This window comes from Pseudomonas sp. D8002, assembly GCF_013385695.1.
In the GTDB taxonomy this organism is placed as follows: Bacteria; Pseudomonadota; Gammaproteobacteria; order Pseudomonadales; family Pseudomonadaceae; genus Aquipseudomonas.
Genome location: NZ_JACAPM010000071.1, coordinates 1 through 24,662 on the forward strand (window position 1 = coordinate 1; position 24,662 = coordinate 24,662).

Below are 24,662 nucleotides of genomic sequence, written 5' to 3' on the forward strand. Positions count from 1 at the left end.
CGCTGTAAGAGCGGAACCAATCGAAGCCATCACCCAAATAACGGATATGCCCCCCATCCAACAAATACGAAAGTTCCCCCACGCCAGCCGCTTTGTCCCCGCTTCCCATGTCACCCCCCACCCCCCGAATCCTCTAATTTCCCAACCCTGCGGGAAGCCTCCCGGCCCACGACTGCGCCCGCGCTTTAAACCGGGCCTCCCAGGCACTTACGCGACAGCTGAAAACGGACTTTCTCCTCAACCGTATCCGACTCAAAAAAGCAGGTTACCCCATGCAGTTCAGCAAATTACTGGCAGCTCTTTCCACCCACCCGATCCGCCTGCAAATGGACGAAGGCGACCTGATCATCCTGGGTGACGACGACGCGCTGGATGACGCCCTATGGGACCAACTGATCGCCCACAAACCCCAATTGCTCGACCTCGTCGCCCAACACGGCGGCGACTGGCTCAGCCCGGCCTATCGCATCACCCCGGACATGCTGCCCCTGGTCAACCTCGACCAACCCGCCATCGACCGCATCGTCGCCGCGATCCCCGGCGGGGCGGCGAATGTGCAAGATATCTACCCCTTGGCGCCGCTCCAGGAAGGCATGCTCTACCACCATCTGTCAGCGCACCAGGGCGACCCCTACGTGCTGCACGCCCAGTTCGTGTTCGACAGCCGTGCCCGTCTTGAAACCTTCGCCCAGGCCTTGCAATGGGTCATCGACCGCCACGATATCCTGCGCACCTCGATGGCCTGGGATCGCCTCGACGAACCCCTGCAAGTCGTCTGGCGCAAGGCCTCGCTGGCCTGCGAAGAAGCCCGCCTCGACGGCGATGTACTGACCCAACTGCAAGCCCTCTACGACGCCCGCAACTACCGCATGGACCTCGGCCAGGCACCGCTGCTGCGCCTGGTGTTCGCCGAAGACCCGCGCAACCAGCGTGTGGTCGCCATGCTGCTGTTCCACCACACCATCCTCGACCACACCGCCCTCGACGTAGTGCGCCGGGAGATCCAGCTGCACCTCGCCGGCCAGACCGAACACGCCAGTGCACCGGTGCCGTTTCGCAACTACATCGCCCAGGTCCGCCATGGCGTCAGCGAACAGGCTCACGAAGCGTTCTTCCGCGAGATGCTCGCCGATATCGACGAGCCAACCCTGCCGTTCGGCCTGCAGGATGTGCAGGGTGACGGGCATGGCATCGACGAAACCCGCATTGCCGTCGACGGCGATCTAAGTCGCCGTCTAAGGGCCCAGGCGAGACCGTTGGGTGTCAGTCCCGCCAGTGTGATGCACCTGGCGCTGGCCCAGGTGCTGGGCAAGGTCTCGGCTCGCGAAGCCGTGGTATTTGGCAGCGTGATGCTCGGCCGCATGGGCGCGGGCGAGGGTGCCGACCAGGCCCTGGGCATGTTCATCAATACCCTGCCGCTGCGGGTGGATGTAGGCGAACAAGGCGTGCGCGCCGCCGTGCACACCACCCACAAGCGCCTGACCGAACTGCTCGATCACGAACACGCCTCCCTGGCCCTGGCCCAGCGTTGCAGCGGTGTGGCCGCACCCACGCCGTTGTTCAGTGCCATCCTCAATTACCGTCACAGCGATGCCTCGGACACCCAGGCGGTGATCGACATCGCCGAAGGCATCCAGGTGTTGGGCGCCGAAGAACGCACCAACTACCCGCTGACGGTCAACGTCGATGACCTGGGCGAAGGCTTTGCCTTTACCGTGATGGTGGACGCCTCCATCGGCGCGACGCGCATTGCCGGTTACCTGCACACCGCCCTGGAAAACCTGGTGCTGGCCCTGGAACAAACGCCAGATGCACCGTTGCACAACCTGGGCATCCTGCCTGCCGCCGAACGCCAGCATCTGCTGCATGGCCTTAACGCCAGCACCCAGCACTACGCCGATTCAGCCCTGATCCACCAGCAAGTCGAAGCTCATGCCGCCAGCCATCCCGAAGCCATCGCGCTGCGCTTTGAACACGAACACCTGAGCTACCGCGAGCTGAACGAGCGCGCCAACCAGGTTGCGCATTGCCTGCTCAAGCATGGCATCCGCCCCGACGACCGGGTGGCGATCTGTGTCGAACGCGGGCTGGAAATGATCATTGGCCTGCTGGGGATTCTCAAGGCTGGGGCGGGTTATGTGCCGATCGATCCGGCCTACCCGCTGGACCGTATCGCCTACACCCTGAAAGACAGCGCGCCGCTGGCGGTGCTGGTGCAGGACGACACCCGCCACTTGGTGGGCGACGTCACGTCGATCGACCTCAACAGCCTGCAGCACGAGCCCATCGTCAACCCCAACGTTGCAATCAGCGCGTCCAGCCTGGCCTATGTGATCTACACCTCCGGCTCCACCGGCCTGCCCAAGGGCGTGATGATCGAACACCGCAACGTCGCGCGACTGTTCAGCGCCACCGAGCACTGGTTCAAGTTCAACGCCAATGACACCTGGGCGCTGTTCCACTCGTTTGCCTTCGACTTCTCGGTGTGGGAGATCTGGGGCGCGCTGATGCATGGCGGGCAGTTGCTGGTGGTGCCGCAGCTGGTCAGCCGCTCGCCGGACGAGTGTTACGCACTGCTGTGCGAAGCCGGCGTCAGTATTCTCAACCAGACGCCGAGCGCGTTCCGCCAGTTGATCGCGGCACAGGGCCGCAGCCAGCAACTGCACTCGCTGCGCCAGGTGATCTTCGGCGGTGAAGCCCTGGAACCGGGGATTCTCAAGCCGTGGTACGCCCGGGTGACCAACGCCGGTACGCGGTTGGTCAACATGTATGGCATCACCGAAACCACCGTGCACGTGACCTACCATGCCCTGGAGGCGGCGGATGCACAGCGGGTGGGCGTGAGCCCGATTGGCGTGCGCATTCCCGACTTGCAACTGTATGTGCTGGACGCCCGCCGCGAACCGGTGCCGAGCGGCGTAGTCGGGGAGTTGTACGTCGGCGGTGCCGGCGTGGCGCGGGGTTATCTCAACCGCGATGAGCTGACGGCCGAACGTTTTCTGACGGATCCCGCAACCGGCCTGCGCCTGTACAAGACCGGTGACCTCGGCCGGATGCTGGCCGACGGCAGTGTCGAGTACCTGGGGCGCAACGACGACCAGGTGAAGATTCGCGGTTTCCGTATCGAACTGGGGGAAATCGAAGCACGCCTGGCCACCTGCGAAGGTGTGCGCGAAGCCGTGGTGATTGCCCGCGAAGACGAACCGGGCGACAAGCGCCTGGTGGCCTACGTGATTGCCCAGCCTGAACACACGCCCACTGCCGCTGAGCTGCGTGACCACCTGCTGCTGTCCCTCGCCGAGTACATGGTGCCCAGCGCCTTTGTGCTGCTCGACGCGTTCCCGCTTACCACCAACGGCAAGCTCGACCGCAAGGCCTTGCCGGCACCGGACGCCGATGCCCTGGCCCGTCGTGGTTATGAAGCGCCACAAGGCGCGGTGGAAGCCGCGATCGCGAATCTCTGGCAAGACCTGCTCAAGGTCGACCGGGTCGGGCGCCAGGACAACTTTTTCGAGCTGGGCGGCCATTCGTTGCTGGCGGTCAAGCTGATCGAGCGCATGCGCCAGCTCGAGCTGAGCGCCGATGTGCGGGTGCTGTTCGGCCAGCCGACCCTGGCTGCGCTGGCCGCTGCGGTGGGCGGGCAACATGAAGTGCAGGTCCCGGCCAACCTGATCGGCGAAGCGACGCGGCACATCACCCCGGACATGCTGCCGCTGGTGAATCTCGACCAGCAGGCCATCGACCATATCATCGCCAGTGTCCCCGGCGGCATCGCCAACGTACAGGACATCTACGGCCTGGCCCCGTTGCAGGCCGGCATCCTCTACCACCACCTGGCAACCACCGAAGGCGATCCCTACGTGTTGCAGGTGCAGTTCAGCTTCAGCGGCCATGAGCCGGTCGAGGCGTTTATCCGTGCGCTGCAAAGTGTGATCGAGCGCAACGATATCCTGCGTACCGGGATTGTCTGGGAAGGCCTGGACGAGCCGGTACAGGTGGTCTTGCGCCAGGCGCTGCTGGTGGTTGAGCAGGTTGAAGCCGATCCTTTCAGTGCCGTATTGGCGCAACTGCAGGAACGCTTCGACCCACGCCACTACCGCCTCGACCTGTCCCGCGCCTCGTTGATGCGGTTTGCCTACGCCGAGGATCAGGGCCGTTACGTCGGCATCCTGCTGCTGCACCACATCCTGCTGGACCACACCGCGTTGCAGGTGCTGGTGGAGGAAATGAGCGCGAGCCTTGCAGGCGAAACCTGCTTGCTGCCCGACGCCGTGCAGTACCGCAACTACGTGGCCCAGGCGCGCCTCGGTGTGAGCGCTGCGCAGCATGAGGCGTTCTTCAGCGAAATGCTCGGCGACATCGACGAGCCGACCCTGGCCTTCGGCTTGCAGGACGTGAACCGCGACGGCAGCGGTGTGCGCGAAGCGCACGTGGCATTGGAACCGGCCCTCAGCCTGGGCCTTCGCGAGCAGGCCCGGCAACTGGGGGTGAGTGCCGCAAGCCTGGTGCACCTGGCGTGGGCCCAGGTCCTCGGCCAGGTCTCGGGCCAGGACGACGTGGTCTTCGGCACCGTGCTGCTGGGCCGGTTGCACGGCGGCGAGGGCGCCGACCGGGCGCTGGGGATGTTCATCAATACCTTGCCGTTGCGGGTCAGTGTCGGCGCGGTGGGCGTGCAGGCTGGCGTGCGCGCCACCCATGCGCGGCTGGCACAGTTGCTGGGGCATGAACATGCCTCCTTGTCCCTGGCCCAGCGATGCAGTGGCGTGTCCGGTGCGCTGCCGTTGTTCAGCACCTTGCTCAACTACCGCCACAGCGCGCCGGGTGAAGCGCCGGGCGCCAGCCCGTTCGCCGACGCAGGGATCGAAATCCTCAGTTCCGAGGAGCGCAGCAACTACCCGCTGGTGCTGAACGTCGACGACCTCGGCGCAGGCTTTGCCTTGACCGTGCAAGGCGTGGCGGAGGTGGATGTGCGGCGCGTCGGCGACTACATGCTCAGCGCCTTGCGCAACCTGGCCACGGCACTGCAACAGGCGCCGACCACACCGCTGCATCAAGTGTCGATCCTGCCACCCGCCGAGCGGCATCAAGTGCTGGTGGATTTCAACGCCACTGCTCGCGCCTACCCGGCTGCGCACACCGTGCACGGGATCTTCGAAGCCGGCGTCCTGACCAGCCCCGACGCGCTGGCGGTGGTACACGGCGACGTGTCGCTGACGTACCGCGAACTCAACCTGCGGGCCAATCGCCTGGCCCACTATTTGATCGACCAGGGTGTAAAACCGGGCGACAGCGTGGCCATCGCGCTGCCACGTTCCATCGACCTGCTGGTCAGCCAACTGGCCATCCTCAAGTGCGCGGCGGTGTACGTGCCGCTGGACATCAATGCGCCGGACGAACGCCAGGCGTTCATGGTGCAGGACAGTCATGCCGGGCAGGTGCTGCGTGATCTCGACGGGCTGAACCTCGACAATCAGCCGGCCCATAATCCGAACCTGTCCCAGTCTGCCGAAAGCGTGGCGTACATCATGTACACCTCCGGCTCAACCGGCGCGCCCAAGGGTGTGCAGGTGCCCCATCGCGCCGTCTCTCGATTGGTGATCAACAACGGTTATGCCGACTTCAATCTCCGCGACCGGGTGGCCTTCGCCTCGAACCCGGCGTTCGACGCCAGCACCCTCGATGTGTGGGCGCCGTTGCTCAACGGCGGCTGCGTGGTGGTGGTCGAGCATGCCACATTGCTGTCCCAGGCCGCGTTTGGCGCCCTGTTGCAGGAGCAATCCGTCAGCGTGTTGTGGATGACCGCCGGGCTGTTCCATCAGTACGCCGATGGGTTGATGCCGATGTTCCGGCAACTGCGCTACCTGATCGTCGGCGGCGATGTGCTCGACCCGCAGGTGATCGCCCGGGTGCTTGAGCACGGCGCGCCGCAGCACCTGCTGAATGGCTATGGCCCCACCGAAGCCACGACGTTTTCCACCACCTTCGAGATCAAGTCGGTGGGTGAGGGCGGTATTCCGATTGGTCGACCGATTGGCAACAGCCGCGCCTACGTGCTGGATGCACGGCAGCAGCCGGTGGCGCTGGGCGTGGTTGGCGAGCTGTACATCGGTGGCGCGGGTGTGGCCAAGGGTTACCTGAACCAGCCGCAATTGACCGCCGAGAAATTTATCGTCGACCCGTTCGGCGATGGGCTGCTGTACCGCACCGGCGACCTGGCGAGCTGGCAGGCGGACGGCACCTTGCTGTACCAGGGCCGCAACGACCATCAGCTGAAAATCCGGGGTTTCCGTATCGAGCCCGGTGAAATCGAAAGCTGCCTCGCCAGCTATTCCGGCGTGAAAGACACGGTGGTGCTGGCCCGTGAAGATGAGCCCGGCGACAAGCGCCTGGTGGCTTACTACACCGCCCAGGCGCCGCTGAGTATTGAAGCGTTGCGAGCGCACCTGCAAAGCCGGCTGCCGGACTACATGGTGCCGTCGGCCTATGTCTGGTTGGAACTGTTGCCGCTGACCGCGAATGGCAAGCTGGACCGCAAGGGCCTGCCTGCGCCGGATCAGGCGTCGCTGCTCAGCCGTGGTTTCGAAGCGCCCGAAGGCGAGGTGGAAACCCTGCTGGCGCAGATCTGGCAGGACGTGCTGAAGGTCGAGCGTGTCGGGCGCTTTGACCACTTCTTTGAACTCGGCGGCCATTCGTTGCTGGCGGTAAGCCTGATCGAGCGCATGCGCCAGGCCGGCCTGAGCGCCGATGTGCGGGTGCTGTTCAACCAGCCAAGCCTGGCGGCGCTGGCGGCGGCGGTGGGCAGTGGCCGGGAAATCGTGGTGCCGGCCAACGGCATTGCGCCTGGCTGCGAGCACATCACGCCGTCGATGCTGACCCTGGTCAAGCTGGACCAGCCGGCCATCGACCGCATCGTGGCGACGGTGCCCGGCGGTGCGGCCAACGTGCAGGATATCTACCCGCTGGCGCCGTTGCAGGAAGGCATCCTCTACCACCACATCAGCGCCGAACAGGGTGACCCCTACCTGCTGCAATCGCGCATGGCGTTTGACAGCGTCGAGCGTTTGCAGGCCTTCATGGGCGCGCTGCAAAAGGTCGTGGCGCGCCACGATATCCTGCGCACCAGCGTGGTGTGGGAAGGCTTGGACAGCCCGGTGCAAGTGGTGTGGCGCCAGGCCGAACTGGTGGTGCAGAACATCCCGCTGGACCCGGCCGATGGTGATGTGATCGAACAACTGCACGCGCGTTTTGATGCCCGCCACTATCGCCTGGATATCACCCAGGCGCCGCTGCTGCGCATGGTGTATGCGCAGGACCCGGCCAACCAGCGGGTCGCGGCGATCCTGCTGTTCCATCACCTGGCACTGGACCACACGGCCATGGAAGTGGTCGGCCAGGAAATGCGGGCGTTCCTGTTCAACCAGGCCGATGACTTGCCGGCCGCCGCACCGTTCCGTCACTACGTGGCCCAGGCTCGCCTGGGTGTCAGCGCCCAGGAACACGAGCAGTTCTTCCGCGAAATGCTCGCCGATGTCGACGAGCCCACGCTGCCCTTCGGCGTGCAGGATGTGCAGGGCGATGGCCGGGATATCGAAGAGGCCGAATTGCCCGTCGATGCAGGGCTGGCGCTGCGGGTTCGTGAACAGGCGCGGCAACTGGGGGTCAGCGCTGCGAGCCTGATGCACCTCGCGTGGGCCCAGGTCCTCGGGCTGGTGTCGGGCCGTCAGGACGTGGTGTTCGGCACCGTATTGATGGGCCGCATGCAAGCCGGCGAAGGTGCCGACCGGGCATTGGGCATGTTCATCAACACCTTGCCGCTGCGGGTGGAGGTGGGTGCCGACGCGGTACGTGCCGGCGTCAAGGCGACCCACGCCCGGCTCAGTGCCTTGCTGGGCCATGAGCATGCGTCCCTGGCGCTGGCCCAGCGGTGCAGCGGCGTGCCGACCTCGATGCCGTTGTTCAGTGCCTTGCTCAACTACCGCCACAGCACCCCGGGCGAAATGGCCCGCGACGGCCACGGTATCTGGGAAGGCGTGCAGTTGCTCGGCGGCGAAGAGCGCAGCAACTACCCGCTGACCCTGAGTGTGGACGACCTTGGCACAGGCTTCGGCCTGACGGTACTGGCGCTGGAATCCATCGGCGCGCAGCGCCTGTGCGACTCCATGCACAGTGCGCTGGAGCAACTGGTGGAGGCCCTTGAGCACGCGCCGCAAACGCCGCTGCATCAGTTGCCGGTACTGCCTGCCCGCGAACGCGAACACCTGCTGCGCAGCTTCAACGCCACCGCCCGCGACTACCCGCAAGGGCAGACCCTGCACGGCGCTTTCGAAGCCCAGGCCCTGCGCCTGCCGCAGGCGATTGCCGTGAGCCAGGACGGCCAGCACCTGACGTACCAACAGCTCAACCAACGCGCCAACCAATTGGCCCATCACTTGCTGGCGCTGGGCGTACAGCCCGACGACCGTGTGGCGATCTGCTGCCGACGCGGCCCGCAGATGCTGGCGGGCCTGCTGGCGATTCTCAAGGCGGGCGCGGCCTACGTCCCGGTAGACCCGGCCTATCCGGCCGAGCGCATCGCTTACCTGCTGCAAGACAGCGCACCGGTCGCGGTCCTGGCCGAAGAGAGCACCCGTGGCGTGCTCGGTGATATCGCCATCGTCGATCTGCATGGCGCCTATCCCGACGGCACCAATCCCCACGTCGCCAGCCTGACCCCGGCGAACCTCGCCTATGTGATCTACACCTCCGGCTCCACCGGCCAGCCCAAAGGCGTGATGGTGGAACACCGCACCGTGGAAAACCTGGTGCATTGGCACTGTGAAGCCTTCGACCTGCAGGCCGGCAGCCACACCAGCAGCGTGGCCGGCTTCGGTTTCGATGCCATGGCCTGGGAAGTCTGGCCGGCATTGTGCGTGGGGGCGACCTTGCACCTGCCACCGGCCCATGTCGGCAATGAAAACATCGACGAACTGCTGGCCTGGTGGCTGGCCCAGCCGCTGGACGTGAGCTTCCTGCCCACCCCGGTGGCCGAGTACGCGTTCAGCCAGGACCTTGAGCACCCAAGCCTGCGCACCCTGTTGATCGGCGGTGATCGCCTGCGCCAGTTCAGCCATGAGCGACGTTTCGCGGTGATCAACAACTACGGCCCCACCGAAGCCACGGTGGTCGCCACCTCTGGCCGGGTGCGCGCCGGCCAGCCGCTGCATATCGGCAAGCCGATGGCCAATGCCACGGTGTACCTGCTGGATGCACAACAACGGCCGGTGCCGGTGGGTGTGGCCGGTGAGCTGTATGTAGGCGGCCGCGGCGTGGCCCGCGGCTACCTGAATCGCCCGGACCTGACCGCCGAGCGATTCCTCGATGACCCGTTCAACCCGGGCCGCATGTACCGCACCGGCGACCTGGCGCGCTGGCTGCCGGATGGCAACATTGAATATCTGGGCCGCAACGACGACCAGGTAAAAGTCCGGGGCGTGCGCGTCGAGCTGGGAGAAATCGAAACCCGCCTGGCCGCCGTCGACGGCGTCAAGGAAGCCGTGGTGCTGGTGCGCGACGGCCGCCTGGTGGCCTGGTTCACCGAACAAAAACCGCTGGTTATCGAAACCCTGCGCGCCGAGCTGCACAGCCAACTGCCCGAGGCCATGGTGCCGGTGGCCTACGTCAAACTCGACAGCTGGCCGTTGACCGCCAACGGCAAGCTTGACCGCAAGGCGCTGCCGGCACCGGATCAGGCCGCCGTGCTCAGCCGGGAATATGAAGCCCCACGCGGCGAAGTCGAGACCACCCTGGCGCGGATCTGGGCCGAGGTGTTGCAGGTGGAGCAAGTGGGCCGCCATGACCACTTCTTCGAGCTGGGCGGCCATTCCTTGCTGGCGGTAAGCCTGATCGAGCGCATGCGCCAGGCCGGCCTCAGCGCCGATGTGCGGGTGCTGTTCAGCCAGCCGACGCTGGCGGCATTGGCAGCGGCAGTGGGCAGTGGCCGGGAAGTGGTGGTGCCGGTGAATGCCATCGCCGCCGATTGCCCGCGCATCACGCCCTCGATGCTGCCATTGGTGGAGCTGGATCAGCCGATGATCGACCAGATCGTCGCCAGCGTGCCGGGTGGCGCCGCCAATGTGCAGGATATTTACCCGCTGGCACCGTTACAGGAAGGCATTCTTTACCACTACATCACGGCGGAGCAGGGCGATCCGTACCTGCTGCAATCGCACCTGGCATTCGATACCCAGGCGCGCCTGGACAGCTTCGCCCAGGCCTTGCAGCAGGTGATCGACCGCCACGACATCCTGCGTACCGGTGTGGTCTGGGAAGGCTTGGCGCAGCCGGTGCAAGTGGTGTGGCGCAAGGCTCGATTGACGGTCGAAGCGCTGCATCTGGACGGTGATGTGCTGGCCGGCCTGCATCAGCGTTTCGACGCCCGGCGCTACCGGCTGGACATCGCCCAGGCGCCGCTGATCCGCCTGATGTACGCCAACGACCCGGCCAATCAGCGGGTGGTGGCGGTGCTGCTGTATCACCACATCGTGCTGGACCACACCGCGTTCGACGTGGTGCTGCGGGAAATGCAGGGCTACCTGCTGGGGCACCCCGCACCGCAGTCCGCGCCGATGCCTTATCGCAACTACGTGGCGCAGGCGCGACTGGGTGTCAGCGAGCAGGAACATGAAGGGTTCTTCCGCGAGATGCTTGGCGATATCCACGAGCCGACGCTGCCGTTTGGCTTGCAGGATGTGCAGGGCGATGGTCGGGATATCGAAGAATTCACGCATCACCTGGACGCTGCCCTCAGCCGGCGCCTCAGGGCCCAGGCACGCCTGCTGGGCGTGAGCACCGCGAGCCTGTTCCACCTGGCATGGGCGCAGGTGTTGGCGGTGACGTCGGGCAAGCCGAATGTGGTGTTTGGCACGGTGCTGGTCGGCCGGATGCAGGGCGGCGAGGGCGCGGACCGGGCCCTTGGCGTGTTCATCAACACCCTGCCATTGCGCCTGGATATCGACGGGCAAGGCGTGCGCGACAGCGTGCGCAGCACCCATGCCCGGCTCACCGCGCTGCTGGGCCATGAACATGCTTCCCTGGCCCTGGCCCAGCGTTGCAGCGGGGTGGCGGCGCCGCTGCCGCTGTTCAGCTCGATGCTCAATTATCGCCACCGGGGCGGCGCCACCCGTTCACAGGACGCGCAGCACGCCTGGGAAGGCATGCAGACCCTGACCAATGACGGGCGCACCAACTATCCGTTGACCCTGAACGTCGATGACCTGGGTGATGGTTATGACTTCACCGCGTTGACCCCGGCCCAGGTAGGCGCACAACGGGTCTGCGGTTATATGCAGATGGCGTTGACCCAGTTGGTGGAGGCCCTGGAGCACGCGCCGCACCAGGCCCTTGACCACCTGCCGATCCTGGGGGATGCAGAGCGTCAGCAGCTGCTGTTTGATTTCAATGCCACCGAGGTTGACTACGACCTGGCGCAGACCCTGCACGGCCTGTTCGAGGCTCAGGTCGAGCGCACGCCGGATGCATTGGCGGTGAAGGCGGGTGAGCAATGCCTGACCTATGCCGAGCTGAACCAGCGCGCCAACCAACTGGCGCACCACCTGCGGGAACTGGGCGTGCAGCCGGATGCGCGGGTGGCGATTTGCGTCGAGCGTGGACTGGAGATGGTCATCGGTCTGTTTGCGATCCTCAAGGCCGGCGGTGGTTATGTGCCGCTGGACCCGGCGTACCCGCTGGATCGCCTCGTCTACATGCTGCAAGACAGCCAGCCCGCGGCGCTGCTGGTGCAGGGCGCTACCCGTTCGTTGCTGGGCGACGTGACGGTGCCGGTGGTGGATCTTGACCAGAACACCTGGGCGCACCAGCCGGTGTCCAACCCACAGGTTCCCGGGTTGACCGCGCAGCACCAGGCCTACGTGATCTACACCTCCGGCTCCACCGGCCAACCCAAGGGCGTGATCAACGAGCACGCGGGTGTGGTCAACCGCTTGTTGTGGATGCAGGACGCCTACGGCCTGAACGCCACTGATGCGGTACTGCAGAAAACCCCGTTCAGCTTCGATGTGTCGGTGTGGGAGTTCTTCTGGCCCCTGTTCACCGGTGCGCGGCTGGTCATGGCACGCCCCGGCGGGCACAAGGAGCCGGCTTACCTGTGCGAGGTGATCGCGGCAGAACAGATCACCACCTTGCACTTCGTGCCGTCGATGCTCGATGTGTTCCTGGCCCACGGTGATGTCAGCCAGGGCGCCGGGCTGCTGCGGGTGATGTGCAGCGGCGAAGCCTTGCCCGGCAGCCTGGTGCGGCGCTTCAAGCAGCAATTGCCCGGCATCGGCCTGTACAACCTCTATGGCCCGACGGAAGCCGCAGTGGACGTGACCGCCTGGAACTGCGCCAGGCCCGTGGTGCCGGACAACACGCCTATCGGCAAGCCGATTGCCAACACCCGCATGTACCTGCTGGATGCCCGGTTGCAACCGGTGCCGCTGGGCGTGGTGGGCGAGCTGTTTATCGCCGGTGTGCAAGTGGCTCGCGGTTACCTGCACCGTCCCGAACTGACGGCCGAGCGCTTCCTCAAGGACCCGTTCAACCCAGGCCGGATGTACCGCACCGGTGACGTCGGGCGCTACCTGCCGGATGGCAATATCGAGTACCTGGGCCGTAATGACGACCAGGTAAAAATCCGTGGCCTGCGTATTGAACTCGGAGAAATCCAGGCGCGGCTGACCGAGTACCCACAGGTGAAGGAAGCGGCCGTGTTGGCCCGCGACGAACGCCTGGTGGCGTACTACACCGGCGTGCCAGCCGATATCGAACAACTGCGGACGCACCTGCTGGCGCGTTTGCCGGACTTCATGGTGCCTGCGGTATTCGTGTATCTGGACGCTCTGCCCCTGAGCCCCAACGGCAAGCTCGACCGCAAGGCCTTGCCTACGCCGGGTGTGGAATCACTGATCGTGCGCGAGTACGAAGCCCCGGTGGGCGCTACCGAAATCACCCTGGCGCGGCTGTGGGCCGAGCTGCTGAAGGTGGAGCGGGTCGGGCGTCACGACAACTTTTTCGAGCTGGGCGGGCACTCGTTGCTGGCCGTCAGCTTGATCGGACGCTTGCGTCAGGAAGGCATGGAAGCCGATGTGCGGGGCCTGTTCGAACAGCCGACCCTGGCCGGCTACGCCGCAATTACCGAACGAATGGAGATCGTCCTGTGAGCATCATCGAACTGTTGGCGACACTCAAGGCCAAGGATGTGCAACTGGCGCTCAAGGGCGATCAGTTGTCGGTGCAAGGCAACAAGCAGGCCCTGAGCGACGCGGCACTGGTGGCCTCGCTGCGCGAACACAAGCCGGCGCTGATCGAGCTGATCAAGGCCGGGGAGTACTCGGCCACCAAGGCCGGTGAGGTGCAGGTGCCGGCCAATGGCATTCCACCGGGCGCTTCCTCGATTACCCCGCAGATGCTGAGCCTGTCGACCCTCAGCCAGGCGTCCATCGACCGTATCCTCGAGACCGTCGAGGGTGGCGTCGCCAATGTGCAGGACATCTACCCGCTGGCACCGTTGCAGGAGGGCATCCTCTACCACCATGTGAGTGCCGAGCACGGCGACCCGTACATCATGCAGTCGCTGTTTGCCTTCGACAGCCTTGAGCGTTTCGAGGGCTTTGCCCTGGCCTTGCAACAGGTGATCGACCGTCACGACATCCTGCGGACCGGCGTGGTCTGGGAAGGCCTGGAAGAACCGTCGCAAGTGGTCTGGCGCACGGCGCGCCTGCCGGTGCAGGCGATTGAACTGGACCCGGCAGACGGCGATATCGCCGCCCAGTTGCATCGCCTGTTCGATGGCCGCCACTACCGCATGGACGTGACCCGCGCGCCGCTGCTGCGCCTGGTGCGGGCCTGGGATGAAGCCGGCCAACGGGTGGTGGCGATGCTGTTGTTCCACCACATGGCCCTGGACCACAGCGCGCTGGAAGTGGTCTGCCACGAGATGCAAGCCTGCCTGCTGGGCAGGGCGGCTGAACTGGGCCAGGCGGTGCCGTTTCGTAACTATGTCGCCCAGGCGCGCCTGGGCATCAGCGAGCAGGAGCACGAAGAGTTCTTCCGGCAGATGCTCGGCGACATCAGCGAGCCGACCTTGCCCTACGGCCTGCAGGATGTGCAGGGCGACGGCGACAACATCCAGGAGATCAGCCTGCCGCTGGCCCCGCAGTTGAGCCGGCGCTTGCGCGCCCAGGCCCGGCAGTTGGGCGTCAGCGCCGCGAGCCTGTTCCACATGGGCTGGGCCCAGGTGCTGGGAGTGCTGGCGGGCAAGGAACAGGTGGTGTTCGGCACGGTGCTGATGGGCCGCATGCAGGGCAGCCACGACACCGACCGTGCCCTGGGGATCTTTATCAACACCTTGCCGTTGCGGGTGGATGTAGGCGCCGAAGACGTGCGCACCGGGGTCAAGGCGACCCATGCCCGGCTGACCACCTTGCTGCGTCACGAACACGCGGCGCTGGCCCTGGCCCAGCGTTGCAGCGGTGTAGTGGCGCCGACGCCGCTGTTCAGCGCGTTGCTCAACTACCGCCATAGCGCAGGCGGCGCGAGCGCCGAAGCGGTCTCGGCCTGGCAGGGTATTCAAGCGTTGCGCTCCGAGGAACGCACCAACTACCCGTTGACCCTGAGCGTCGACGACCTGGGCGAAGACTTCAGCCTGAGCCTGTTGGCCAGTGCCCAGGTTGATCCTCAGCGGGTGTGCGCTTATCTGCAAACTGCCCTGGAGAATTTGGTACAGGCGCTGGAACAGGCACCCGAGACCCCCTTGAATCGCTTGTCGGTGTTGCCCGAGGCGGAGCAGCGGCACTTGCTGGAGCAGTTCAACGCGACAGCCATCGACTTCCCGCAAGGCACCACCCTGCATGGGCGTATCGAGGCCCAAACCCTGCTGACCCCGGACGCGGTGGCCGCGGTGTATCAAGGCCGCCAGCTGACCTACGCCGAGTTGAATCAACAAGCCAACCTGCTGGCCCATCACCTGCTGGCGCTGGGGGTAAAACCCGACGATCGCGTGGCCATCGTTGCCCGGCGCGGGCTGGACACCCTGGCCGGGTTGCTGGCGATCCTCAAGTCCGGCGCCTGCTATGTGCCGGTGGACCCGTCGCACCCGGCCGAGCGCCTGAGCTACCTGCTCGGCGACAGCGCCCCGGTCGCGGTACTGACCCAGCATGCACTGCTGGAGCGCCTGCCCGCGCTCGATGTGCCGGTGATCAACCTGGACCGTTTTACCTGGCACCACCATTCGGCGAGCAACCCGCAGGTGGCCGTCACGCCCACCAACCTGGCCTACGTGATCTACACCTCCGGCTCCACCGGCCTGCCCAAGGGCGTGATGGTGGAACATCACACCGTGGCCAACCTGGTGGACTGGCACTGCATCGCGTTTGACCTGTGCGCAGGCCGCCACACCGCGAGCGTTGCCGGGTTTGGCTTTGACGCGATGGCCTGGGAAGTCTGGCCGGCACTGTGCGTGGGGGCCACCTTGCACCTGCCGCCGGCCCACGACGGCGCTGAAGATATCGACGCGCTGCTGGACTGGTGGCGCGCACAACCGCTGGACGTGTGTTTCCTGCCCACGCCGGTGGCCGAATATGCGTTCAGCCAGAACATCGAGCACCCGACCCTGCGCACCTTGCTGATTGGCGGCGACCGCCTGCGCCAGTTCACCCGGGCCCAGCGTTTCGAGGTGATCAACAACTACGGCCCCACGGAAGCCACGGTGGTCGCCACCTCCGGGCGGATCGAGCCCGGGCAGCCGTTGCACATCGGCAAACCCATCGCCAATGCCACGGTTTACCTGCTGGACGAACAGCAGCGCCCGGTGCCCTTGGGGGTTGCCGGTGAACTGTACGTGGGCGGCAAGGGCGTGGCGCGGGGTTACCTCAATCGCCCGGAAATGACCGCCGAACGTTTCCTGGATGACCCATTCAATTCGGGCCGCATGTACCGCACCGGCGACCTGGCGCGCTGGTTGCCGGACGGAAATATCGAGTACCTGGGCCGCAACGACGACCAGGTGAAAATCCGCGGTGTGCGCATCGAACTGGGGGAAATCGAAACCCGCCTCAACCAGCTGCCTGGCCTTCAGGAAGTGGTGGTGCTGGCCCGTGAAGACCAACCGGGCCAGCCACGGCTGGTGGCTTACTTCACCGAAAACCCGCAATTCGAACCGCTTGAAGTGGGCGCGATTCGCGCCCACCTGGTGGCGCACCTGCCGGACTACATGGTCCCGGTGGCCTACGTGAAACTCGATGCGTTGCCCCTGACTGCCAACGGCAAACTGGACCGCAAGGCCCTGCCAAAGCCGGACCTGGCCGCCGTCTTCACTCGCGAATACGAGGCGCCTCATAACGATATCGAAACCGTCCTCGCGCAGATCTGGGCCGATGTGTTGCAAGTGGAACGTGTTGGGCGCCAGGATCATTTCTTTGAGTTGGGCGGCCATTCGTTGCTGGCCATGCGCATGGTGTCCCAGGTTCGCCAGCAACTGGGGGTCGACCTGGCACTGGGCGAACTGTTCGCCAATGCCGAACTGGCGGCGGTGGCGCAGGTCGTGGCCCAGGCCGGGCGCAGCACCTTGCCGGATATCCTGCCGGCGGCGCGGGACACGGAGTTGCCGTTGTCGTTTGCCCAGCAACGCCTGTGGTTCCTGGCGCTGATGGAGGGCGCCAACACCGCCTACAACATTCCCATCGGCCTGCGCCTGCGCGGGCAGTTGCACGTCGACGCGCTGCAACGGGCCCTGGCGCGGATCGTCGCGCGGCATGAGACCTTGCGCAGCCGGTTTGCCCAGCAGGATGACGACGCCCAGGTGCTGATCGTGCCGCCTGAAGAAGTGATGCCCCTGCAAGTCCAGGACTTGCGTCGCCACCCCGAAGCACAGCAGGTGCTGGACGCGTTGATCCAGGGCGAAGCCTCGGCGCCTTTTGATTTGCAGCGCGGCCCGCTGTTGCGCGGGCGCCTGGTGATCATGGCCGACGATCACCACGTGTTGCTGCTGACTATCCACCACATTGTGTCCGATGGCTGGTCCATGGGCGTGCTGACCCGCGAACTGATGGCGCTGTACCAGGCGTTCAGCCACGGTGAGGCTGACCCACTGCCGCCGTTGCCGATCCAGTACAGCGACTTTGCCGTATGGCAGCGCCTGTGGCTGAGCGGCGAAGTGCTGCATCGCCAGAGCAGCTACTGGCAACACACCCTGGCCGGTGCGCCGGCGTTGCTGATGTTGCCGACCGACCGTCCACGCCCGGCCCCGCAGGACTACGCCGGCAGCAGCGTCGACGTGCACCTGGATGAGCGCCTGACCGCCGGGCTCAAGGCCCTCAGCCAGCGCCACGGCACCACGCTGTACATGGTGATGATGACGGCGTGGGCCTCGTTGCTCGCGCGTTTGGCCGGGCAGGAGGAAGTGGTGATCGGCTCGCCGGTCGCCAACCGCCAGCGGGCCGAGGTGGAAGGCCTGATCGGGTTGTTCGTCAACACCCTGGCAGTGCGCATTGATACCTCGGGCGAACTGAGCGCCGAGGCGCTGCTGGCGCGGGTCAAGGGGCTGGCGCTGGACGCCCAGGCTCATCAGGATCTGCCGTTTGAGCAGGTGGTGGAAATCACCCGGCCATTGCGCAGCCTGGCCCATAGCCCGCTGTTCCAGACGATGTTGACCTGGCAGGACAGTGACGCGCCGGTGCTGGCCCTCGGCGACCTGAGCCTTGAAGGCATTGTGGAGGACAGTCACTTTGCCAAGTTCGACCTGTCCCTGAACCTCGGCGAGACCCGGGGCGAAATTCGCGGCACCCTGGAATACGCCATCGCGTTGTTCGACGAGTCGACCATGCAACGCTATGTCGGCTATTTCACCCGCGTGCTGCAGGCCATGGTGGATAACGATCAGGCGGTGCTGGAGCAGGCTGACTTGCTGGACGATCAGGAGCGCCAGCATCTGCTGTTCGACTTCAATAACACCACAGTGGATTACAACCTCGACCAGACGCTGCACGGTATGTTCGAAGCCCAGGTGGCGAGAACGCCGGATGCGCTTGCGGTGAAGGCAGGCTCGGAGTGCCTGAGCTATCGCGAGCTGAACGAACGGGCCAATCAGTTGGCGCACCATCTGCGGGAGCTGGGTGTACAGCCGGATTCGCGGGTGGCGATTTGCGTCGAGCGCGGCCTGGAGATGGTCATCGGCCTGTTCGCAATCCTCAAGGCGGGCGGCGGTTATGTGCCGCTGGACCCGGCGTATCCGCTGGAACGTATCGCCTACATGCTCAAGGACAGCGCCCCGGCCGCCGTGCTGGTGCAGGGCGAAACCCGTTCGTTGCTGGGCGACGTCACGGTGCCGCTGGTGGACCTGGACCGGAACACCTGGCAGCACCAATCAACGTCCAACCCACGAGTGGATGGGCTGACCGCGCAGCATCAGGCCTACGTGATCTACACCTCGGGTTCTACCGGCCAACCGAAAGGCGTGATCAACGAGCACGCGGGCGTGGTCAACCGCCTGCTGTGGATGCAGGACGAGTACGGACTGACTGCCCAGGACAGGGTGTTGCAGAAAACCCCGTTCAGCTTCGACGTGTCGGTGTGGGAGTTCTTCTGGCCGCTGTTCACCGGCGCGCGGTTGGTGATGGCGCGTCCTGGCGGGCATAAAGACCCGGCCTACCTGTGTGAGGTGATCGAGGCGGAGCAGATCACCACGCTGCACTTTGTGCCATCGATGCTCGATGTGTTCCTGGCCCACGGCGACGTCAGCCAGAGCGCCGGGCTGGTGCGGGTGATGTGCAGTGGTGAAGCGTTGCCAGGCAGCCTGGTGCGCCGCTTCAAACAGCAGTTGCCGGGCATCGGTTTGTACAACCTTTATGGCCCGACGGAAGCGGCGGTGGACGTGACGGCGTGGGATTGCGCCGGGCCCGTCACGCCGGACAACACCCCCATCGGCAAGCCGATTGCCAACACCCGCATGTACCTGCTGGACGGGCAGTTGCAGCCTGTTCCATTGGGTGTGGTGGGCGAGCTGTTCATCGGCGGTGTGCAAGTGGCCCGGGGTTACCTGCACCGTCCTGAGCTGACGGCCGAGCGCTTCCTCAAGGACCCGTTCAGCGCGGGCCGGATGTACCGCACCGGCGACGTCGGGCGCTACCTGCCGGACGGCACTATCGAGTATTTGGGCCGCAACGATGACCAGGTGAAAATCCGTGGGCTGCGCATCGAGCTGGGTGAGATTCAGGCGCGACTGCTGCAATACCCGCAGATCAACGAAGCCGCCGTGGTCGCCCGCGATTCACGGCTGGTGGCTTACTACACCGGCGTGCCGGCGCAAATCGACGCTTTGCGCAGCCATTTGCTGGAACACCTGCCGGACTACATGGTACCGGCCACCTTCATGCACCTGGACGCCTTGCCCCTGAGTCCCAATGGCAAGCTCGACCGCAAGGCACTGCCGGCGCCAGGCCTGGAATCGGTGAGCGCCCGGGAGTACGTCGCGCCTGTGGGGGAAACCGAAATCACCCTGGCCGGCCTCTGGGCGGATTTGCTCAAGGTGGAGCGTGTGGGTCGGCACGACCATTTCTTCGAGCTGGGCGGCCATTCGCTGCTGGCCGCCAGCCTGATCGGCCGCATGCGTCGGGTCGGGTTGTCGGCGGATGTGAAAGTGTTGTTTGGTCAACCCACCCTTGCAGCCTTGGCGGCTGCCGTGGGTGGTGGTCGCGAAGTGGTGGTGCCGGCCAATGGGATTGCCGCGGATTGCACGCGGATCACCCCGGACATGCTGACGCTGGTGAACTTGAAGCAACCCGCCATCGACCGCCTTGTCGCGAGCATTCCCGGCGGCGCGGCCAACGTGCAGGATATCTACCCGCTGGCGCCGTTGCAGGCCGGGATCCTGTATCACCATCGCGCAGTGCAACAGGGTGACGCGTACCTGTTGCAGGCGCAGTTTGCCTTCGCCAGCGTCGAGCGCCTTGAAGCGTTTGCCCAGGCGTTGCAGGCGGTGATCGAGCGGCAGGATATCCTGCGCTCGTCGATGCACTGGGACGGGCTGGAAGAACCGGTGCAGGTGGTGTGGCGCCAGGCTTCGCTGCGGGTTGAGCCGATTCAACTGGCGGGCGATGTGCTGGCGCAATTGCAGGTGCGCTTCGAACAGCATCGGCTGAACTTGGCTCAGGCACCGCTGATGCGCCTGGTGTACGCCGAGGACCCGGCCAACCAGCGGGTGGTTGCGTTGTTGCTGTTCCATCATCTGGTGATGGACCACGTTGCGCTGGAGGTGCTGCAGCACGAGATGCAGGCGTGCTTGCTCGGCCGGCGCGAGCAATTGGGTGCGGCGGTGCCGTATCGCAATTATGTGGCGCAGACGCGGTTGGGCATGCGCGAGGAAGAGCACGAAGCGTTCTTCCGCGAGATGCTCGGGGAGGTCGATGAGCCGACGCTGGCATTGAGTGCACCGGGTGAAGCGCAACAGGCACATTTGCGCGTCGACCCGCTGTTGAACGGGCGCCTGCGCACCCTGGCACGGCAGCTTGGGGTGAGTGCTGCGAGCCTGATGCACCTGGCCTGGGCGCAGGTGCTGGGCAAGGTTTCCGGCCGCGAGCAGGTGGTGTTCGGCACCGTATTGCTGGGCCGGCTGCAAGGCGGCGAAGGCGCCGAACGTGCCTTGGGCGTGTTCATCAACACCTTGCCGCTGCGGGTCGACCTGGGTGAGCGCACGGTGCACGCAGCGCTGATGGCAACCCACGCAAGCCTGACCCGGTTGCTCAGTCACGAACATGCGCCACTGGCCCTGGCCCAGCGTTGCAGCGGGCTGCCGGCCAATACGCCGCTGTTCAGCGTGCTGTTCAACTATCGCCACAGCGCCCCGCACGCTGGCGGCGTAGCCGAGGCGTGGCAGGGCATGCAGGTGCTCAAGGCCGAGGAACGTACCAACTTTGCGCTGTCCCTGAGTGTCGATGACCTGGGCGACGGGTTTGGCTTTGACGCCATGGGGCAGGGCGCGCCACGCCTCTGCGAGTACCTGCATGTTGCCCTGGAGCAACTGGTGCAGGCCCTGGAACAGAATGCAGGGGGCTCAATCAGCCAACTGTCGATTCTGCCGGCGGCGGAGCGTGAAAAACTGCGGATGGAATTCAACGCCACCCAGCGCGAATTCCCTCACGAACATACGGTGCAGCGTTTGTTCGAAGCCCAGGCCCAGGCACGCCCGGGTGCTATCGCAGTGGTGCATGGTGAACACACCCTGAGTTACGGCGCGCTGAACACCCGAGCCAACCAGTTGGCGCACCACCTGCGCAACCTGGGCGTGCAGCCCGGCGACCATGTGGCGATCCTGTTGCCGCGCTCGATTGACCTGTTGCTCAGCCAACTGGCAATCCTCAAATGCGCGGCGGCCTACGTGCCGCTGGACATCAACGCCCCGGCCGAGCGCCAGGCCTTTATGGTGCAGGACAGTGGCGCGGTGTGGCTGTTGACCCACAGCAGCGAGCCTGTCGCTTACCCAGCCCGACGTATCGACCTCGACACCCTGGCGCTGGACCCGCAACCGAGCCACAACCCGGACCTGTCGCAGTCCTCGGAGCGCGTGGCGTACATCATGTACACCTCCGGCTCCACCGGCACTCCCAAAGGCGTGCTGGTACCGCACCGGGGCATCACGCGGCTGGTGATCAATAACGGCTACGCCGATTTCAACGCCCATGACCGCGTGACGTTCGCTTCCAACCCGGCGTTCGACGCGAGCACCATGGACGTGTGGGGCCCCTTGCTCAACGGCGGCCAGGTGCTGGTGATCGACCATGCGACCTTGCTCGACCCCGGCGCGTTTGGCCGGGCACTGAAGGCGGGCGGGGCGACGATCCTGTTCGTCACCACTGCGCTGTTCAACCAGTACGTGCAATTGATTCCCGACGCGTTGGCCGGGCTGCGCATCCTGTTGTGCGGCGGCGAACGGGCCGACCCGGCGGCGTTCCGCAGCCTGCTGGCCCAGGCGCCGGCACTGCGGCTGGTGCATTGCTACGGCCCGACGGAAACCACCACTTACGCCACCACGCATGAAGTGCAGGCCATCGCCGCCGATGCCGAAAGCGTGCCGATCGGCAGGCCGATTGCCAACACGCAAATCCACCTGCTGGATGCGCACTTGCAGCCGGTGCCGCTGGGCGTGGTCGGGGAAATCTGCATTGGCGGGCATGGCGTGGCCAAGGGGTACCTGAACCGGCCGGAGCTGACGGCCGAGAAGTTTGTCGATGATCCGTTTGGCGATGGCTTGTTGTACCGCACCGGCGACCTTGGGCGCTGGTCGGCGGACGGACTGCTGGAGTGCATCGGGCGTAATGACGACCAGGTGAAGATCCGCGGCTTCCGCATCGAGTTGGGCGAGATCGAAGCACGCCTGGCCACCTGCAGCGGCATCAAGGATGTGGTGGTGCTGGCACGAGAAGATGCGCCGGGGGACAAGCGCCTGGTGGCGTACTACACCGGCGAGCCGCTGGCCATCGAAGGGTTGCGCAGTCATCTGCTGCAGCACCTGCCGGACTACATGGTGCCATCGGCCTATGTACCGCTGGAAAAAATGCCCCTGACAGCCAACGGCAAGGTCGACCGCAAGGCTTTGCCGGTGCCCGCGCTGGAGGCATCGGCGAGCCGCGTGTTCGAGGCGCCGGCGAACGAGCTGGAACAGACCCTGGCACGCCTCTGGGCCGAGGTGTTGCGGCTGGAGCAGGTCGGTCGCCATGACAGTTTCTTTGAACTGGGCGGCCATTCGTTGCTGGCGATCCGGCTGGTCAACCTGATGGAAGAGGCGGGGCTTGAGGTGTCGTTGGCCGAGCTGTTCCAGCACGCCAGCGTGGCCTCGGTTGCCTCGATGCTCGGTCAGCGCACGGCGCGGGAGGACAACAGCTCGCTGATCACCGTACGCGCCAGCGGCAGCCAGCCGCCGTTGTTCCTGGTGCATGAGTTCAGCGGCATGGACGTGTATTTCCCGGCGCTGGGCCGGCACCTGCCGGGGGACTACCCGATCTATGGCCTGCCCGGTACGCCCCTTGGCGAGGTGCAGTTGCAGACCATGGAAGGCCTGGCGGCGCGGCTGGTGGGGATCATCCGCTCGGTGCAGCCCCATGGGCCGTATCGGCTGGCGGGTTGGTCGTTCGGCGGGGTGTTGGCCTATGAAGTGGCGATGCAACTGCAGGGGCTGGACGAACCGGTGGCATTCCTCGGGTTGATCGACAGCTACGTGCCGCGCATGACCGACCAGGGCAAAGCGCGCTGGAGCGGGCCGGATGCCCTCAAGCGGCATTTGCTGTTGCAGTGCACGGCGTATTGGAAGGCACAGGGAGGTGTGGATGAGTTGGCGAGCCTTGAGCAACTGGAAGCGGACATTGGACAGCTGGACTTTGCGGGTTTGCTGCAACGCTGCCGCGATCGGCATTTGTTGTACGCGCAGATGGCGGCGGCTTCGGACGCGGACCTGTTGAGTTTTATCCAGCGGGAAGTCGGGCATGGGCATGCGTTGGCGCATTACAGCCTGTTCCCGATGCCGCTGGCGGTGCACTTGTTCAGCGCCGCCGAGCGGCCGACGGAACTCTCGCGGCGCAGCCTGGATTTGGGATGGGATGAGGCACTGGCCGTGGGGCAATTGCGCCGCATTGAGGTGCCGGGGGATCACCAGAGCATGATGCAGGCACCGCATATCCAGGCGCTGGGGCAGGCGATGGTTGAGGCCCTGGCGTTGAGTGAGGCGCCGGCGGTGGCGGTGCATCAGCCGTTGTTGCGGATCCAGAGTGGTCGCGCCGGGCAGGCACCGATCTTCTGTGTGCCGGGGGCGGGGGATAGCGTGACGGGGTTTGTAGGGTTGACCGAGGCGTTGGGACGGGACTGGCCGATCTTTGGCTTGCAGCCCCGTGGGCTGGATGGGGAGGTGGTGCCCCATAGCCAGGTTGAGGCGGCGGCGCGCTGTTATTTGCAGGCCCTGGAGCAGGAATGTCCTTCGGGGCCAGTGCATTTGGTGGGGCATTCGTTTGGCGGTTGGGTGGTGTTCGAGATGGCCACGCGGTTGCAGGCTCAGGGGCGTGAGGTGGCGTCGTTGACGTTGATCGACAGCGAGGCGCCCGGGGGCAATGGGGTGGTGGGCCGGCCCTATACCACGACGGCGGCGTTGTTGCGGTTGGTGGAGTCGATGCAGGTGGCTTCGGGTAAGTCGCTTGGGATTGATGCGGTGGATTTTGCCGGGCGCGATGAAGTGGAGCAGCGAAGGTTGTTGCATGGGGGGATGGTGGGGGTTGGGTTGTTGCCTGCGCGGTCTTCGGTGGAGGCGATGGATGGGCCGGCGCGCACGTATGCCTCGGCGTTGCGCACGGTTTATCGGCCTGGTCGGCGGTATGAGGGGGTGGTGCGGTTGGTGTTGGCGGAGGATCCGACCCTCGATGCGGCGGGTAATCAGCGGGAGCAGGGGTTGATGGTTGAGGGGTGGCGCGGGTGCGTGGGGGTGTTGGAGGTTTGGTATGGGCCGGGGAATCATTTTTCGCTGCTCAAGGCGCCGAACGTCTTTAGTTTGGCGGCTTGGTGGCGGGATGGGGTTGTGGTTGGGGAGCGGGTTTCGTGAGTGTACATATCCGTTGCTGCGGTAACGGCCACTTAGGGTTCCGCTCTTACAG

2 protein-coding genes are annotated in these 24,662 nt (G+C 65.3%); both read left to right on the forward strand.

The genetic code is table 11. The features are described 5' to 3' along the window. Window positions 1-272: 272 nt before the first annotated feature. The gene (locus tag HX807_RS31055; protein ID WP_177052143.1) at window positions 273-13,196 is read left to right on the forward strand and encodes a non-ribosomal peptide synthetase; all 12,924 of its coding nucleotides are present in this window, start codon (window positions 273-275) and stop codon (window positions 13,194-13,196) included. Continuing rightward, the gene (locus HX807_RS31060) at window positions 13,193-24,610 is read left to right on the forward strand and encodes a non-ribosomal peptide synthetase (RefSeq protein WP_177052145.1); all 11,418 of its coding nucleotides are present in this window, start codon (window positions 13,193-13,195) and stop codon (window positions 24,608-24,610) included. Before HX807_RS31055 ends, HX807_RS31060 begins: the two co-directional genes overlap by 4 nt. Window positions 24,611-24,662 lie beyond the last annotated feature (52 nt).